Below are 16,363 nucleotides of genomic sequence, written 5' to 3' on the forward strand. Positions count from 1 at the left end.
TTATGAAGAAACTGACAATGGCAATAGCATTGAGTCTGTTTTCTACTGACTTGCTCGCAGAACCGATGGCTTACCAAACCGAGTCTGGTATAGAGTTGATTCCCCTCGTAAAAACTTTCTACGAGGGAGATGACAACATCAATAAAGCGGAAAAATCCGGCAATGTAGAGTCAGTCAATATTTGGGGTATAGAACCAAGCTTACTAGCACGTATAGAACGGAATCGCTATCGCGCAGATATTTTATATAAGTTAAAAGCTGGCTTTTCATCTGACGATCGCAACGACTTCGACGACCACACTTTTCAGTTTTCCAACTTTTTCGAATTTAATCATCGTCATCGTTTAGTGGTTGATTACCGTTTTCGCGGCCAGCATGAAGTTCGAGGAGAAGATATTACCGAAGGTAATGGTAGCGCAATCGACGCACCAATAGAGTTCAACCGTAACGATGTAAAAACCAATTATGTCTTTGGATCTAACGGTGCCAAAGGCAGACTCGAATTCGGTTTAGGCTATAGTGATAAAACCTATCAAAACTATCGTGACGGCTTGCCTGGTCGCCCAAACGCTAAAACTAAATACAACGATTTTCGAGCTCCCAATGCACATTTGGAGTTCTATTTAAGAGCGACGCCAAGAACCTATTGGTTAGTCGGAACAAACCAAATCGTAACCGAGTATCAGCACCGAAATTCTGCGCAGCCATCGAAAGATAACAACACCAGTTTCTATTACACCGGTGCCGAATGGGAAGTCACAGGAAAAACCAAAGGCATCGCTCGACTCGGTTATCAAATCAAAGATTTTGACAGCGCTAAACGAGAGACATTTAAAGGCTTTAGTTGGGATATCGGCTTTGAATGGTTGCCTCAAGAACAAACTCTAGTCAGCGTGAAAACCACTCAAGCGGCGGTTAACCCCGATCAAGATGGCGATTACAACCTACAAACTCGTTACCGACTGAACCTGAAGCACGATTGGAATAGTTACCTTGCAACTCGCTTAGGTGCTGTTTATCAACAAGATGATTACACGGGAATCTCCAGAAACGACGATCGGTACACTCTATCTTTTGGTATCGATTATCAGATCAAACGTTGGATACAGCTGCAAGCCGATTGGCAATACCAAGATAAAAACTCTAGCCGATCGGATTATAGCTTCGAACAAAATATTTGGACTTTAAGCGCACAGTTTTCTCTGTAAAAAGGATTATTAATGAAGGCATTCATCAAATTCATGAGTGTAGCGTTGTTGCTATTTAGCACTTTGGTCAACGCTGACTCAAACGAGGAAGATTACTTACTCGATACTGGCGATACCATTTCCGTGCAGGTCTATGGTGAAGAAGATCTTACGATTAAAAATATTCTAATAACGTCAGATGGCTACTTTGATTACCCCTACCTTGGCCGAATTAAAGCAATCAAAAAAACACCAAAACAACTCAAGTACGAAATAGAAACGGGCTTAAAAGGCGATTATCTCATCAATCCAAAAGTGATGGTCACCATCAATAACTTTCGTCTGTTTTACGTTAATGGCGAAGTCAGGAAACCTGGTGGATTTGAGTACCGTCCAGGGTTAACCATAGAGAAGGCCATCGCTCTAGCAGGTGGCTTGACCGACAGAGCCTCACGCAAAGGCATTAACCTAACCAAGCATAAAACGGGTCAAACGATGGAAGGAGTCAGTATGCACCGCAACGTTGAACCTGGTGACATTGTATTTATTGACCAGAGCTTCTTTTAAGTGACAGGGAATCAAATGAACGGGACTCATCCAAATAATCTCCAGATGAACAAAGTAGAACTGATTCGTTTTGGCCATCACTTCAAAGCGATTAAAAAGAATTGGCTAAGCATCGCAGCATTCACGCTTCTGTTCTCATTAACTTGTACTTGGTATATCTACTCCAAAGCATCGATATACCAAGCTACAGCTACGCTACTCATCCAAGAGGAGCAAAAAAGCGCCCTTTCAATCGAGGAAGTATATGGCGTCGACACGACAAAAAAAGAGTACTTTCAAACGCAAATCGCCATTTTAAAATCGAATCATATTGCAGATAAGGTCATTAGAGAGTTGAACCTCACCCAATTACCTGAGTTCACAAGCTCAGGGGGGGTAAATAAAAAAATCGACCAAATAAAGTCGATTCCTTTTGTTCAAGACCTACTGAATGTTGCACCAAGCCCAAAAGAAACCGCCCAGTTTTCAGAGTCCTATTATCAGGCACTTCAAGCTTTCAGAAGTAAACTCGATATTGAGCCAGTACGTAACACCCAATTAGTCAGAATTCGCTTTCGTTCTACCGATCCTAAGCTTGCGATGACAATCGCCAACGCGGTCGGCCAAGCCTATATTGACGCAAATTTTGAAGCCAAATTGGTCGTTACACAAAATGCGGCTACTTGGTTGACAAATAACTCTCAAAAATTGGAGGAGCGATTACGTAACTCGGAGCAAGCGCTGCAAGAATTCTTGTTAAAAGAAGGGTTGATCGATATAAACGGTATTGATGAAATTTACGCAAATGAGCTAGAAGAACTCACTCGCAAGCTGAATATCGCTGTTAATAAGCGTATTGAAGCGCAGACGTTAATCCAACTGTTACGACGTAAATCTTCGCAAAGTTTAGACAGCTTGTTGTCAATTGATGAATTCGCTAATCAAGCGCAAATCCGCGATCTAAAATTGTCGGAAGCACAGGCAGCCAAAAATCTCTCTGAACTGGCACAGCGCTACGGACCTAAACATGATCGAATGATTCAGGCGAAAGCACAGCTTGCTGAAATTCAATCAAGAACCCAGCAACTCATCCGTGACATTTCCTTCAGTAAGCAACAAGACCTTCTTGCTGCAAAAGCGCAAGAGGACATGCTTCGAGCAGAACTCGATAACAAAAAGTCAGACTTCCAATCGTTAGGGTCACAAAAAGCGCGTTACGAACAGTTAAAACGCGAGGTTGAATCCAATAAGGCACTCTATGAAGCGTTCTTAAATCGTGAGAAAGAGACCAACGCCACCAGCGACTACAAGAATGTCACTGCTCGCTTTACTGATAAAGCCATCATTCCTCTATTCCCGGTGGCACCACAACGAATCAAACTGGTACTGATTGCCACCTTTTTTGGCTTTGCCATTGCTTGCGCTCTAGTCATCATCTTAGAAACGATGCGAGAAGTTATCCGAAGCACAGCTGATGTGCAGGAAAAACTTGGTGTTACGTGTTTAGGTGTGATTCCTATGGTCAAAAAACGCAATTTGCGTAAAAACGGCGTCAGTTATAGCGCGTATTTAGATGATGAAGAAAAACTATTTAGTGAAGCTTGCCGCTCGGTCAGAACCTCGCTTCTGCTCAGATTAACCAACACGAAGCAAAAGATATTGCCCTTTACCTCTGCTATTCCAGAAGAAGGAAAAACATCGACCAGTATCAATATGGCGGTGTCGTTTTCAAAAATGGAAAAGGTGTTGATCATCGACTGCGATTTACGTCGACCTTCCATCGCAAAGCGATTCGGTATTGCTGAATCAAGCCCTGGCTTAACGCATATCCTGACGATGGATACGCCAATCAAAGATTGTGTTACACATATAAAAGAAGCCAACTTAGATGTATTACCGGCCGGCCTAGTTCCGCCAAACCCACAGGAATTACTGGCTTCTGATCGCTTTAAAAAGTTGCTCGAACATTTTCAAAATAAGTATGACCGAATCATTATCGACACACCGCCCCTATTGTCAGTGAGTGACGCACTTATTCTTGGTAAGTATGCCAATGGTCTGATCACCGTCATTCGCTCAGAATCAACAAAATCATCACTGGTTAACCTTGCGTTATCTAAACAAATACAACACTCAGTTCCATCTCTTGGCGTCTTAATCACACAAGCCAAGGCCAAGGAAGGAGAGACGCTTTATGTCCAGAAATACGCCTACTAACGTAAACCTATCTTGGTACCAAACGTTGAAAAGCCAAGAACAGCCGGTATTGATCTATCAAATGGGCAAGGTAGGTTCGAGTGCATTAGAGCATTCCATTCCTAACTCGATTCACTTGCACGACCTTATGACCGTCGATGCGCAAAAACAAATATCCCCCGTTAGAGCGCAATTGCATAAGCCTCAGATCAATGCGTTAAAGCGACGACTAAAGCGTATAACGATGAGCCATATGTTAAAGCGCAAGAAAAAAGTTCGAATTATCTCTCTGGTGCGTGAACCGATCGGACGAAATGTCTCAATGTTCTTTCAAGCACTTCCTTTTTGGATGGCGGACAAATATCTAAAGGATGACAGCGCAATACGTACCGAACGACCGCAATTACTCCAAGAAGCATTTGATAAGCACATGAATCATCAATATGCGCTGCAGTGGTTTGACAACGAGATCAAACAACTAACAGGGATTGATGTGTTTAACGAGTCTTTTAATCACGAAGTAGGCTATCAAACATACCATAACAATAACTTCTCACTGTTGGTCATTCGAAGTGACAAGCTAACGAAGGCTAACTCCGCAGTTGAAGACTTTTTAGGTTACCCCGTGGATGTTGTTTATGAAAATCAATCAGACAACAAATGGTACTCGCCACTAATGAAAGAATTCAAAACGCAATTTCAACCTACACCCGAGTACGTTGAAGAAATGCTGAATTCTAAATTGACGAAGCACTTTTTCTCAAATGCAGAAATCACCGACCTTAAACAGCAATATCTGACCAATTAATCATGAAAACCAAGATTCTACATATTATCAATGATCTTTCTCAGAACGGCGGTGCTCAGAAGTTCTTAGTCGACCTTGTTTTAGAACATAAGCCTGAATACGAAATCAAAATTTTGGTCTTGTGTGATGAAAATGATTACTTACCAATGCTATCCGCCCAAGGCATAGAGTGTTTTAACTGGCGCACATTGCCATTGAGTGAGAAATTCTCTTTGCTGCGTTGGCCGGATGTCGTTCACGGGCACCTCTACCCTTCCATTTACCTAGCGCTATTGGCGGTAGGTAAAAAACGAATCCAGACTGAGCACTGTTCTTATAACCGTCGACGTGACTATCCGCTGTTTAAGTTCATGGAATACGTCTTATATTGGGGCCACGACTTGACGGTCAGTATTAGTGAAAAAGTACAAGATGAACTGGTGAAGTTCATGCCTCGCTACCAACACAAATATCACGTGGTGCACAATGGCGTTGATTTAAAAAGGTTTTCTATGACGCCAAGATGCGCCAGCCACCTAATCGACAAACAAGTTATCAAGATTGGAATGGTGGGCCGACTTCACCAACATAAAGATCATGAAACACTTATCCAAGCACTTATCCATTTACCAAGACGATACGAACTCCACCTTGCGGGAGATGGAGAAAAAAAATCGTCACTGCAAGCATTGGCAACAAAAATCAACGTCGCGCAACGTGTTCACTTTCATGGCGTAGTTTCTGACATTCCAGCCTTTTTGAACAACATGGATATTTACGTGCAATCGTCGCACGTCGAAGGCTTTGGTTTGGCGGCGGTTGAGGCGATGGCAGCAGGCTTACCCGTATTATCATCGGACGTACCTGGTTTGGATGACGTCACCGGACGTGCCGAATATTTATTTCAAGTTGGTAACGCCACTGAACTGAGCCAAAAAGTCCTCCAGCTGTGTGAAAGTGTTGAGCGGTATGACGCTGCAAGTCAATACTCAGTCAATAGGGCCTCTCTCTACACCATCGATAAATTTCGTGAAGGTTACTATGGAATCTACCAGCAGCTTTGCGCCAACAAATAGTTCCGCGCCATCGAGCCATCGCGCCTCATTGCTTGCAGCATGCCTATTAGCATTGTTCTTTATTCCTATGAAGTTTCGTGCTGGAGGAATAGCGCTAGCCCCATCTGACATCGCAAGCCTTTTGTCCATTGGTTTTACTGCATTAGTGGTATTGGAAGGAAAAGCTGAAAAACTCATGCATCCCTGTATGGGGTTCCTCATATTGTTCACTGGGTATGTGTTCATAAATGGTCTGCTAAATCGCGTCCCTTTAATGCCGCTAGTTATAGAAACTGTGCAATGGTTAGCGATTTTGTGCCTACTCAGCCTAATGTACGCCTATGGCGTGTTTGATGACGAACGGGTAATGGTTTATTTCACGTATCTGTTGTTTTTCATCTGTACGCTCGTTGCCTTATGGCACTTTGCTCAGGGCTATCAAAGCGGGTTTAAGTTACTCGGGGTAAGTAAATACGGGTTCGGTGTACTGTGCTCGCTACTGTACCTTTATCGAGATAAAATTCGCGCTTTCCACCTTTTGATGCTCGTAGCTTTAGTATTACTGGTGTTGTCACAAGAAAGAAAAGCGCTACTTGGTTTTTGTCTGCTTTTCTTCTTTGACCAACTGCTCGTAAAAAACTTAATGAGAAAATCGCTCAGCGAAACGTACACGTGGACAATTTTATTAGCCTTGAGCTTCATTGTGTTTACTGCCGTCACAACCACACTCTACGTTGGGTTTGAAACGCTAGCAGACACATTGGAAATAACCCAAGAAGACGTCTTATTTGCCAACCAAAGTGAAGCGCGCTGGGTATCGAATCTTCATAGAAAACTTTTACTTGCCAATGGGCTAGATATTTTACTTCAACACCCAGTGTTAGGTGTCGGCGCGAAAATGTTACCCAACTTTATGATCAGTTACTTTAATTATGATGAGCTGGCGATCTACACCCACAACTTTGTGTTAGATACCGCAATTGAATACGGATTGCTTGGTATCGGTCTGCTGTTTGGTGGTTATTTTCTTTTTATTCGCTTTTGCTTCCGTAGTCTTAATGAAAACAGAAAAAGCCTATTACTTGCGATATACGCCCTCATCATGGTGTTTTTCGTTGCGGTAAACACCACCATAATTTTAATACTCTTATTACCCGTCATGATCAGCATGAGCAACGACTCAAGGGCCATTGCTCATACTTTTCCGGTAAACCATCACCACGAATATGAATAATCAAGGATAGGATAGATGAAGTATTCAATCTCTCGACAATTTGAAAAGAACCGAGAACTCCAAGCTGATAATTTTGTTTTAGTTTACCAAATGGGCAAAGTTGGCTCCTCATCAATTGAGCACACGCTAGGGGAGAAAAATATCCCGAGCTATCACATCCACACCTTTGATGATCACGAAGAATTTCACATGTATCACAATAAAAAAGACGTGAGTAAATTCTTCGACTTCCGAAACCGCGCACTCTATCGCTTAGTGCTCAAGCAGCGAAAACGTATCTTACAAAAACGCGAGCAGATTAAAATCGTTACGCTGGTCCGCGATCCAATCGCAACTGTCTTTTCTCGTTTCTTTCAAGACCTCCATTTGCAATTTATCGAAGGCAAAAAGAATGATGCAATTCACCGAGATATGGAAGTCACGTATCAGCACCTCGAGCATTGCTTTGATAACTATATCAATCTCAACTATTTTGCGGACTGGTTCGACAACGAGTTAAAGCGTAATTTCAATATCGATGCGATGCGCCAAGAGCTGGACAACACTCAACCTTTCTTCACATTCCAGAACGATCAGGCCAACGTCATGCTAATCAAATGCGAACAGCTCAGTTCTCTTGATAAAGAAATCGGTGAGTTTCTTGAGTTGCAAGACTTCGTACTGAAAAACAGCAACGAAGCGAAAAACAAGTGGTACTCCAATATCCACCAACACTTTAAGAATCACTACGACTTCTCAAAACTGTTCTATATGTACGATCTTCCCTTGTATCGCCACGTTTATTCAGAGCAAGAGCGTGATGCTTTTAAACACAAATGGATGCAAACACCAGGGACAAAATCATCATGAAGAAAGTACTCCATGTTACAGAAGCGTTTGGAGGTGGCGTTCAAACCGCCCTCTATAGTTATGTTCACTCATCCAGAGACGAGCCTTATCAACATTTCTTGCTAGCCAGAGCCCGAGAAAACGACTTGACCAATGAGAACAACCACCACATTTTCGTACAGACAAAGTGGGTAGAAGGCGGCTTGCTTCAATTTATTCGCGATGCAAACCACATGATTGCATCACTTGCTCCCGACGTCGTGCATTTGCACTCGAGTAAAGCGGGATTTCTCGGCCGATTTCTAAAGCTTGGCAAGGCACGCTTGGTTTACACACCGCACTGTTATGCCTTCGAACGTGAAGATATCTCAGAGCTTGCACGCCAGATCTATAAAGCACTAGAGAAAGTAAAACTGAGCAAAATTGATGTGGTTGCAGGCTGTAGCCAACGAGAGTGTGACCTAGCCATTAGCATTGGTGCGAAACGTGCCGAACTGCTCAACAACTACGTGTCTTATCAAAGTGAAGATCGTATAGAGCGAAACAAGCAAGAAGCCCTGAAGCTCGTTGTACTTGGTCGTGTCGCGCCCCAAAAAGATCCTCAGTTTCTTATCAGCACATTGCAGTTCCTTAATCGGTATGCGCTTAACCGCCCGATAGAGATCACATGGATAGGTGGTGGTGACCACGTACTCGAACAGAAATTACGCACTGAAAATGTGGATGTAACGGGCATGCTGCCTCGCGATGAGGTAGTTGAAAAGCTCAAGGGGTCAGACCTTTATCTACATACTGCAGCATGGGAAGGGATGCCGTTAACCATTCTAGAAGCATCCAAGTTACATCTTCCTATGGTTATTCGGACCATCGGCGCAACCAAAGATCTCAACTACCCGTTTTTAGCGCTCACACCTGAAGAAATGGCCAAGCAGATCGCGCATTGTGTCAATCATTATGAAGAGATCGATTTTCGCCAATATACAGCAGAATTAAACGATGCCTTCAGTGAAGAAAAACAGCGCCTCGCACTCAATAAACTTTACGGTTAAATGCCCCTATGTTTCACACTGTTCAACAAAAATTACTGTTGATGCCCAGCGGTAAAAAAAGCTTGTTATCTACTGGATTAAAAACCGCAATCACGCGTGTGTTGAGTGCGCTATTTGCTTTTTTACTGACTCTGATTGTATCGAAGACCAGTGACGCTTCGACGGCCGGTCAATTCTTCTTTTTATTCAACCTAGTCTCGCTACTCGCCATCGTTTCTCAGCTAGGTTTTGATGTCTCGTTAGTTCGTTACAATGCGATCGCTTTTAATAACAAAGAGAAGCTTGAACAAAGCCAAAACTATAAAACCGCACTTTATCGAAGTATGGCATTTTGCTTGCTCGCCATAGGCGTTTTGTTGGCAGGGTTTAATCTGTTTCCAGAGCAGCTAAACCAAACTCAATCACCAATGTATGCGATTACTCTATGCTTGCTTTGCATACCTTTCTTGGTGCTTGCGCAAACCAACAGTCGGGTGCTTCAAGCATGTAGAAAAGTTGTATCATCTCTGTTTGCGTTGCAGCTTGGGGTAAGCATGTTGATGGTCATTTTTGTCTTTGCCCTAGACTATATGGGTCAGCAAAATATCAACAATCTAATGACCGCACTGCTTTTAGCGAGCATAGGTGTCGCGGTCATATCTAGTGCCAATTGGCTGGGCTCAGATCAATATCAAACATCGGCTTTCGTACCAAACAAAAAAATGGTCGCTTCTGCCAAGCAAGTCTGGGTTGGCAGTATCTTCACGAATGTTCTTCAATGGGGAAGCCTTGTTATTGCGGGCTTTTTTATCTCAACAGCGGAAATCGGTTTGTTAGCCGCAGCCCAACGCACATCACTACTGATTGGCTTTGTGCTGATTACCATTAACTTTGTGGTCGCCCCGATGTTTGCCTCTCTCTACAAAGAGCGTCAAATGCGCAAACTACAGAACCTGAGCCGCTTGGCGTGCCGAGCCAATGTTGGTTTAGCGATTGTACCCGTAATTATTTGCACCCTCTTCCCCGAGTTTGTAATGCAGTTTTTTGGTGAGGAGTTTCTCGCCGCGGCACCACTATTAGTCGTCCTTTCTCTGGGGCAGTTAGTCAATGTTGCGACTGGTTCAGTAGGTTTTTTATTATTAATGAGTGGTCATGAGAGAACCATGAAATACATTACAATTTCCTCCGGTACGGTGTCCATCTGCCTACTTGTTACGCTTTGCCAAATATTTGGTGTGATTGGTGCAGCGTGGGCAATGGCAATTGGCATGGCTATCCAGAATTTAGCTGCACTGTACTTTGTAAAACGTTACTTAGGCTTCTTTCCAATAGGTTAATTATGGCTTTAATACTGGCACGCACGAGTTTTGTTTTAGTCCTGATGCTAACCGCTTCACTCTCTTTGTGGAAAAGCTCTGACCTACACCATACTGCTTACCTGCAAATGGAAACCTACTTAGGCGGATCAAGTACGCTTCACTTTACTTTCAGTTTATTGATCGGCTTTTTATCGGTCTTCACGTTCCCTTCTCTGGTGAGCTCGAATAAAACCGACGTTTTTGGGATTCGTCTTTTGCTACTGCTGTTAGCTATCGTTTCAATGGAAGAAATAAGCCAACTTTTTATTCCAAATCGATCATTTAGTTTTGATGATCTCAGCACCAACTGGATAGGCGTTATCTCAGGTTACTTTAGTGCCAAGTTAATTCGCTTCATCCGCGCTCGATCGTTCTAGTAATACAGGAATCTCTGGGGGATTTGGGTATATAATTACGCCAAACAACCAGACTAACGAGTACATCATGCCATCTCATCCAACCAAGATTACTTTTTTTGAATTCTTAACCCCGTTGATCACGTCAGGCAAAAAGACGATAACGATTCGAGATGAATCAGAAAGCCATTAGTTCCCAATACAGAAGTCGAAGTTTTTACCTTAGAAACGGATCGTAAAGTCTGCGATATCAAGATACGTTCTGTAGAACCACTTCACTTTGAAGATATTAATGAGTTTCATGCAGAACAAGAAGCCATCGAACTACCAAAACTCAAGCAGCTAATTCGAGAAATCTACCCAAATACCGACACGCTCTTTGTTATTGAGTATGAGCTGATTAAATAACCCACAACAAATACTAGACGACTGGTCTAATTCATTCTATAGTACACTTCATGAACGCAAAGACGAATGACACACGCCAACATATTCTCGACGTCGGATACGAGTTGATCGTAAACCGAGGGTTCACGAGTGTTGGTCTTTCAGAGCTATTAAAAAAGGCCGCAGTGCCAAAAGGGTCGTTTTATCATTACTTCAAATCCAAAGAACAATTTGGTGAAGCGATGATTCAAGACTACTTTACTAAGTATTTTGAGCGTTTAAACGCACGCTTTACCAATACTGAACTGAGTGGCTACCAACGCCTAATGAGCTATTTCGAAGAAATGGTCAAAGTAGAAGACGACGTGTGTAATGCGAACAAATGTTTATTGGTTAAGTTAAGTGCAGAAGTCTCCGATCTCTCTGAGTCAATGCGCTTGGCATTACGCCAAGGAGCAGACAAAACCATTCAAGCGATAGCGGATTGCATTGACATCGGCATTCAAGATGGCTCAATCCCCAATGGTGACAGTGCGTTATTAGCAAGGCAGATATACTACCTTTGGAATGGCGCTAGCTTGCTGAACAAACTTTATCAAGATCAGGCAGCATTGACGCAAAGTCTGACCTATACTCAACACTTACTGCAGAATACGCGCACTTGCCCATAACGGGCGGCGTGGAAGCAGAATGAACACCCTACACACGTTTCACTGTCAGAAAAAGCGTCAGTGTTAACACAGTAAACCTTCCCGCTTTACATAAGCGGGATATTTTGAAACAAATGCTAGACGACCGGTCTAATCAACAAGTGAGATAGATATGACTAACGCAACAAATCGCAGAATAGTACTCGCGTCACGTCCCCATGGTGCACCGACACAAGAAAACTTTCGTTTAGAAGAGGTAACGAAACCGACTCCGAAAGAGGGTGAAATGCTATTGAGAACGGTTTATTTATCTCTAGATCCATACATGCGTGGTCGCATGAGTGATGCCGAATCATACGCTGACCCTGTTGCAATTGATGACGTAATGGTCGGTGGTACAGTTTGTCAGGTAGAAGCATCAAACCACCCAGATTACGAAGCAGGTGAATGGGTTCTTGCCTACACTGTTGGCTGGCAAGACTACGCTATCTCAACTGGTGAGATGGTCATTAAACTTGGTAAAGAACCGAAAAATCCTTCTTACGCGCTAGGCGTTGCAGGTATGCCAGGATTTACCGCGTACATGGGTTTACTCGACATTGGTCAGCCAAAACCAGGGGAAACCATCGTGGTAGCAGCTGCTACGGGGCCTGTAGGCGCAACAGTTGGTCAAATTGGTAAAATCAAAGGTTGCCGAGTTGTTGGTATAGCAGGCGGAGAAGAAAAATGCCGTTACGCTAAAGAGGTGCTTGGTTTCGATGAGTGTATTGATCACAAAGCTGAAGACTTTGCAGAACAACTGAAAAATGCCTGTGACAAAGGTATCGATGTTTACTTCGAAAACGTAGGTGGCAAAGTATTCGAGGCTGTATTGCCACTTCTGAATACAAATGCGCGTATCCCACTTTGTGGTTTGATTTCTCAGTACAACGCGACAGAGCTGCCTGAAGGTACCGACCATCTTCCATTACTAATGGGTAAGCTCCTGACCAAACGAATCAAGGTGCAAGGCTTCATCATTTTTGATGATTACGGACATCGTTACGGTGAATTTGCGCAAGATATTAATCAATGGTTGGCAGAAGGAAAGATCCAATACCGCGAACATCTAGTACAAGGACTGCATAATGCGCCAGAAGCATTCATCGGTCTGTTGGAAGGTAAGAATTTCGGCAAACTTGTAGTACAGATTAACGACCCATTATAAAAAGGGATATGTAAATGATTAAACTTCACCACCTCAATCAGTCTCGTTCAAAGCGCATCATTTGGTTACTTGAAGAGCTAGATGTAAATTACGAAATTGTACCCTATGTCCGTGATTCCGTGACCTTCATGGCACCGCCAGAACTAAAAAGTGTTCACCCATTAGGAAAGTCACCTGTTCTTGAAGATAACGGCGAGATTATCATTGAGTCAGGTGCAATGACCGAATATTTGATTGAGAAATACAGTGACGGAGCCTTTGCTCCTGAGCGCGGTACAAAAGCACACACAGAATATTTGCAATGGATGCACTTTGCAGAAAGCTCCGCAATTTTACCTATGCTGCTAAAAATCTTCGTAAGCAAAGAGCCAAATGAAACTCAGTTTTTATCAGGCTATGCCGACAAGGAAGCAATGAATGTACTAGGCTACTTCGAGCAATCCTTAGAAGGCAAAACTTACCTAGTAGAAGAGCGTCTGACTGGCGCAGACATCATGATGTCTTTCATTGTCGAATTGGTTCAAAAGTTTGGTTTAGTTAATCACTTCCCTAATATTGAACGTTATGGGAAACAGCTCGCGACACACCCAGCATTTGCAAAAGCTGAACAACTTGAAGTGAAGTACTCTTAATTACTTCCCCCTTTCGCCCCTTTGATGACACGTAAAACTTCATTTAAGGGGCGATATTACTAGCATCGCAGACACGCTAACTGGATAGCGCTCCCCCCAGTCAATCGTATTCGAGAACGTCGATTGTTATGTCAATCAAGCTAATGTAGTAAATTTCTGATTCTAATATAGTTTCGACCATAGTCACCATCTATTGAATTGATAAGCAATATCAGTTTTTTCCTCCAGCTTTTCCGTAATAACCTCCTCTACAGTTTCTAAGGTATTGAGCCCTGGAGGGGGAAGAAAAATGACAAACAAGAAATTGACTACAGCAGCAGGTTGCCCTGTCGCACATAACCAAAACGTTATGACTGCAGGTCCTCGTGGCCCTCAACTATTACAAGACGTTTGGTTCCTTGAAAAATTGGCACACTTTGACCGCGAAGTGATCCCTGAGCGTCGTATGCACGCAAAAGGTTCTGGTGCTTACGGTACGTTCACAGTAACGCACGACATCACAAAATACACTCGCGCTAAAATCTTCTCTGACATCGGCAAAAAAACAGAACTATTTGCTCGCTTCACTACCGTAGCTGGTGAGCGCGGTGCAGCAGACGCAGAACGCGACATCCGTGGTTTCGCACTTAAATTCTACACTGAAGAAGGTAACTGGGACTTGGTTGGTAACAACACACCAGTATTCTTCCTACGTGACCCACTAAAATTCCCAGACCTAAACCACGCAGTAAAACGCGACCCTCGCACTAACATGCGTAGCTCTACCAACAACTGGGATTTCTGGACATCACTACCAGAAGCATTCCACCAAGTGACTATCGTAATGAGTGACCGAGGTATCCCTGCGTCTTACCGTCATATGCATGGTTTTGGTAGCCACACATTCAGCTTCATCAACGCAGAAAACGAGCGTTACTGGGTGAAATTCCACTTAAAAACTCAGCAAGGCATCAAAAACCTAACTGACCAAGAAGCAGAAGCAATCGTAGGTAAAGACCGCGAAAGCCATCACCGTGACCTTTACGAAGCGATTGAACGTCAAGACTTCCCTAAATGGAAGATGTACGTACAGATCATGCCTGAGCTAGAAGCGGATGAAGTCAACTTCAACCCATTCGACCTAACACGTGTATGGTCTCAAAAAGACTACCCACTGATCCCAGTTGGTGAGTTTGAACTGAACCGTAACCCAGAAAACTTCTACGCAGAAGTTGAGCAATCAGCGTTCAACCCAGCTGCAGTAGTACCTGGCATCGGCTTCTCTCCAGATAAGATGCTACAAGGTCGTCTGTTCGCTTACGGCGATGCTCAGCGTTACCGTCTAGGTGTGAACCACCATCAAATCCCAGTGAACGCACCTCGTTGCCCTGTTCACAGCTACCACCGCGATGGCGCAATGCGCGTTGATGGCAACTTTGGTTCAACACTAGGTTACGAGCCAAACTACAAACAAGAATGGGCAGAGCAACCAGATTACTCCGAGCCACCTCTACGCATCAACGGCAACGCTGATCACTACGATCACCGTGTAGACGAAGACTACTTCAGCCAAGCGGGTGACCTATTCCGTCTGATGAGCGAAGAGCAACGTCAAACTCTGTTCGACAACACAGCTCGCGCAATGGACGGTGTGCCAGAGTTCATCCAACAGCGCCACGTTCAACACGCATACCAAGCGGACGAAGCGTACGGCAAAGGTCTTGAAATTGCACTAGGCTTAAACAAGTAAGCGAACGCTGCAATCATTACACTGTGTGATTTAAAGACGAAAAAAAGGAGGTACTCTACAGTACCTCCTGATTTCAAATCACTAATCCTTAATCACAAGTCACAAAACATGCTCAAGGTGATTCATTATAATTAACTTAGATTTCTTTAAGCTCTTTAATACCAAAGAACTGTTTATCTATTACTGATTCATCAACTACTGATTTTTAGCGACCGCTTTGATCAGTACTGATGTATCCATGCGACCTAAACCATCACGTTGAAGGTCTGCGTATTGCTCATCCACTTTCTTAGTCAGTGGAAGTTCTAGACCCACTCGCTCAGCTTCTTGCAGACAGAAACCTAAGTCTTTGCGCATCCAATCAATAGCGAAGCCAAAATCGAACTTGTCTTCAGCCATCGTATTTGCGCGGTTTTCCATCTGCCAAGAACCTGCAGCGCCATGCTTAAGCGTTTCTACAACTTGAGCGATGTCCAAGCCTGATTTTTGTGCCAGCAGCAAAGCTTCACTCAGGCCTTGTAAAACGCCTCCAATACAGATTTGGTTTACCATCTTACAGCGTTGACCCTGACCGTTTTCACCCAGTAGCGTCATCTGCTTCGCGTACACATCCATCGCCGGAGACACACGGTCAAAAATGCTTTGTTCACCACCACACATGATGGTTAGAACACCATTTTCTGCGCCCGCTTGACCACCAGAAACTGGCGCATCAATAAAGTGACTACCGTACTTAACACACGCTTCAGCCAGCTCAACCGCTAGGTCTGCAGAAGTCGTCGTGTGATCCACTAACACTGCATCCGCTTTCAAACCGACCAGAATGCCTTCTTCACCGTAAACAACGCTACGAACGTCATCATCATTACCCACACAGGTAAAAACAATGTCACAGCCTTCTGCGGCTTCACGTGGTGTTTCACAAGCCACACCTTGGTATTCTTCAGCCCACTTATCGGCTTTCGCTTTTGTGCGGTTGTATACTTTGGTTTCAAAGCCCGCTTTACTTAGGTAACCAGCCATTGGGTACCCCATCACACCCAGACCAATAAATGCTACTCGTTGTTTTTCCATTGCACGCTTCCCTTAGTTCACCTGACTGAAATGTTTCGTAACATGCTACTAAAGAATTGAAATCATTACTCGTGATTTCTCTTTCCACGGTCTCGATGATCCAGTATTT

15 protein-coding genes and 1 pseudogene are annotated in these 16,363 nt (G+C 43.6%); 15 read left to right on the top strand and 1 reads right to left on the bottom strand.

The window, feature by feature from the left end:
* Positions 1–2: 2 nt before the first annotated feature.
* The 15 genes and pseudogenes from MTF70_RS04330 (at position 3) to MTF70_RS04400 (ending at position 15,180) form a co-directional block, all read left to right on the top strand.
* Entirely contained in the window at positions 3–1,208 is a 1,206-nt protein-coding gene (locus MTF70_RS04330; RefSeq protein ID WP_248393856.1) for an outer membrane beta-barrel protein, read from the top strand.
* A 33-nt stretch (positions 1,209–1,241) separates the two neighbouring features.
* Complete coding sequence (locus MTF70_RS04335) at positions 1,242–1,754, top strand: polysaccharide biosynthesis/export family protein (protein ID WP_005385846.1); 513 nt, start codon at positions 1,242–1,244, stop codon at positions 1,752–1,754.
* Between the two features lie 15 nt (positions 1,755–1,769).
* Positions 1,770–3,950, top strand: a complete 2,181-nt coding sequence (locus tag MTF70_RS04340) for a polysaccharide biosynthesis tyrosine autokinase (protein ID WP_025768518.1) — start codon at positions 1,770–1,772, stop codon at positions 3,948–3,950.
* The gene (locus MTF70_RS04345) at positions 3,928–4,737 is read left to right on the top strand and encodes a putative capsular polysaccharide synthesis family protein (RefSeq protein WP_005375261.1); all 810 of its coding nucleotides are present in this window, start codon (positions 3,928–3,930) and stop codon (positions 4,735–4,737) included. The genes MTF70_RS04340 and MTF70_RS04345 overlap by 23 nt, the downstream gene beginning before the upstream one ends.
* 2 nt (positions 4,738–4,739) lie before the next feature.
* The gene (locus MTF70_RS04350; protein WP_025768519.1) at positions 4,740–5,792 is read left to right on the top strand and encodes a glycosyltransferase; all 1,053 of its coding nucleotides are present in this window, start codon (positions 4,740–4,742) and stop codon (positions 5,790–5,792) included.
* Entirely contained in the window at positions 5,758–7,005 is a 1,248-nt protein-coding gene (locus MTF70_RS04355) for an O-antigen ligase family protein (protein WP_025768520.1), read from the top strand. The genes MTF70_RS04350 and MTF70_RS04355 overlap by 35 nt, the downstream gene beginning before the upstream one ends.
* Positions 7,006–7,020: 15 nt before the next feature.
* The gene (locus MTF70_RS04360) at positions 7,021–7,854 is read left to right on the top strand and encodes a putative capsular polysaccharide synthesis family protein (RefSeq protein ID WP_054578646.1); all 834 of its coding nucleotides are present in this window, start codon (positions 7,021–7,023) and stop codon (positions 7,852–7,854) included.
* Positions 7,851–8,882 carry a glycosyltransferase family 4 protein gene (locus tag MTF70_RS04365; RefSeq protein WP_053303830.1) on the top strand — a complete coding sequence of 344 codons (1,032 nt, stop codon included), beginning with the start codon at positions 7,851–7,853 and terminating at the stop codon, positions 8,880–8,882. Before MTF70_RS04360 ends, MTF70_RS04365 begins: the two co-directional genes overlap by 4 nt.
* A gap of 8 nt (positions 8,883–8,890) precedes the next feature.
* Positions 8,891–10,198: an oligosaccharide flippase family protein gene (locus MTF70_RS04370; RefSeq protein ID WP_054578645.1), complete on the top strand. Its 1,308-nt coding sequence runs from the start codon at positions 8,891–8,893 to the stop codon at positions 10,196–10,198.
* A 2-nt stretch (positions 10,199–10,200) separates the two neighbouring features.
* Positions 10,201–10,596 carry a VanZ family protein gene (locus tag MTF70_RS04375; RefSeq protein WP_033906760.1) on the top strand — a complete coding sequence of 132 codons (396 nt, stop codon included), beginning with the start codon at positions 10,201–10,203 and terminating at the stop codon, positions 10,594–10,596.
* A gap of 67 nt (positions 10,597–10,663) precedes the next feature.
* Positions 10,664–10,983: pseudogene (yqfB, locus tag MTF70_RS04380) on the top strand (N(4)-acetylcytidine aminohydrolase).
* 50 nt (positions 10,984–11,033) lie between these two features.
* On the top strand, positions 11,034–11,633 hold the full coding sequence (locus MTF70_RS04385; RefSeq protein WP_005385858.1) for a TetR/AcrR family transcriptional regulator: 600 nt from the start codon (positions 11,034–11,036) through the stop codon (positions 11,631–11,633).
* Positions 11,634–11,784: 151 nt separating this feature from the next.
* A complete protein-coding gene (locus MTF70_RS04390; RefSeq protein WP_042521588.1) occupies positions 11,785–12,819 on the top strand; it encodes an NADP-dependent oxidoreductase in 1,035 nt (344 codons plus the stop codon).
* A gap of 14 nt (positions 12,820–12,833) precedes the next feature.
* Positions 12,834–13,451: a glutathione S-transferase gene (locus MTF70_RS04395; RefSeq protein WP_005375238.1), complete on the top strand. Its 618-nt coding sequence runs from the start codon at positions 12,834–12,836 to the stop codon at positions 13,449–13,451.
* A 289-nt stretch (positions 13,452–13,740) separates the two neighbouring features.
* Positions 13,741–15,180 (top strand): catalase, encoded by a 1,440-nt coding sequence (locus MTF70_RS04400; RefSeq protein WP_025768524.1) that lies wholly within the window; start codon positions 13,741–13,743, stop codon positions 15,178–15,180.
* A 195-nt stretch (positions 15,181–15,375) separates the two neighbouring features.
* Here the strand turns inward: MTF70_RS04400 and MTF70_RS04405 are convergent, their stop codons facing one another.
* Positions 15,376–16,254, bottom strand: coding sequence for an NAD(P)-dependent oxidoreductase (locus MTF70_RS04405; protein ID WP_025768525.1), 879 nt, complete (start codon positions 16,252–16,254; stop codon positions 15,376–15,378).
* Positions 16,255–16,363: the final 109 nt, after the last annotated feature.

The sequence above is a fragment of the Vibrio sp. 2CM40D genome (assembly GCF_023161825.1).
Classification (GTDB): Bacteria; Pseudomonadota; Gammaproteobacteria; order Enterobacterales; family Vibrionaceae; genus Vibrio; species Vibrio alginolyticus.

Coding starts and splice junctions, on each gene's coding strand:
- MTF70_RS04345 (WP_005375261.1), top strand. CDS start 3,928: ATGTCCAGAAATACGCCTACTAACGTAAACCTATCTTGGTACCAAACG.
- MTF70_RS04330 (WP_248393856.1), top strand. CDS start 3: ATGAAGAAACTGACAATGGCAATAGCATTGAGTCTGTTTTCTACTGAC.
- MTF70_RS04350 (WP_025768519.1), top strand. CDS start 4,740: ATGAAAACCAAGATTCTACATATTATCAATGATCTTTCTCAGAACGGC.
- MTF70_RS04375 (WP_033906760.1), top strand. CDS start 10,201: ATGGCTTTAATACTGGCACGCACGAGTTTTGTTTTAGTCCTGATGCTA.
- MTF70_RS04360 (WP_054578646.1), top strand. CDS start 7,021: ATGAAGTATTCAATCTCTCGACAATTTGAAAAGAACCGAGAACTCCAA.
- MTF70_RS04335 (WP_005385846.1), top strand. CDS start 1,242: ATGAGTGTAGCGTTGTTGCTATTTAGCACTTTGGTCAACGCTGACTCA.
- MTF70_RS04395 (WP_005375238.1), top strand. CDS start 12,834: ATGATTAAACTTCACCACCTCAATCAGTCTCGTTCAAAGCGCATCATT.
- MTF70_RS04390 (WP_042521588.1), top strand. CDS start 11,785: ATGACTAACGCAACAAATCGCAGAATAGTACTCGCGTCACGTCCCCAT.
- MTF70_RS04385 (WP_005385858.1), top strand. CDS start 11,034: ATGAACGCAAAGACGAATGACACACGCCAACATATTCTCGACGTCGGA.
- MTF70_RS04400 (WP_025768524.1), top strand. CDS start 13,741: ATGACAAACAAGAAATTGACTACAGCAGCAGGTTGCCCTGTCGCACAT.
- MTF70_RS04405 (WP_025768525.1), bottom strand. CDS start 16,254: ATGGAAAAACAACGAGTAGCATTTATTGGTCTGGGTGTGATGGGGTAC.
- MTF70_RS04370 (WP_054578645.1), top strand. CDS start 8,891: ATGTTTCACACTGTTCAACAAAAATTACTGTTGATGCCCAGCGGTAAA.
- MTF70_RS04365 (WP_053303830.1), top strand. CDS start 7,851: ATGAAGAAAGTACTCCATGTTACAGAAGCGTTTGGAGGTGGCGTTCAA.
- MTF70_RS04340 (WP_025768518.1), top strand. CDS start 1,770: ATGAACGGGACTCATCCAAATAATCTCCAGATGAACAAAGTAGAACTG.
- MTF70_RS04355 (WP_025768520.1), top strand. CDS start 5,758: ATGGAATCTACCAGCAGCTTTGCGCCAACAAATAGTTCCGCGCCATCG.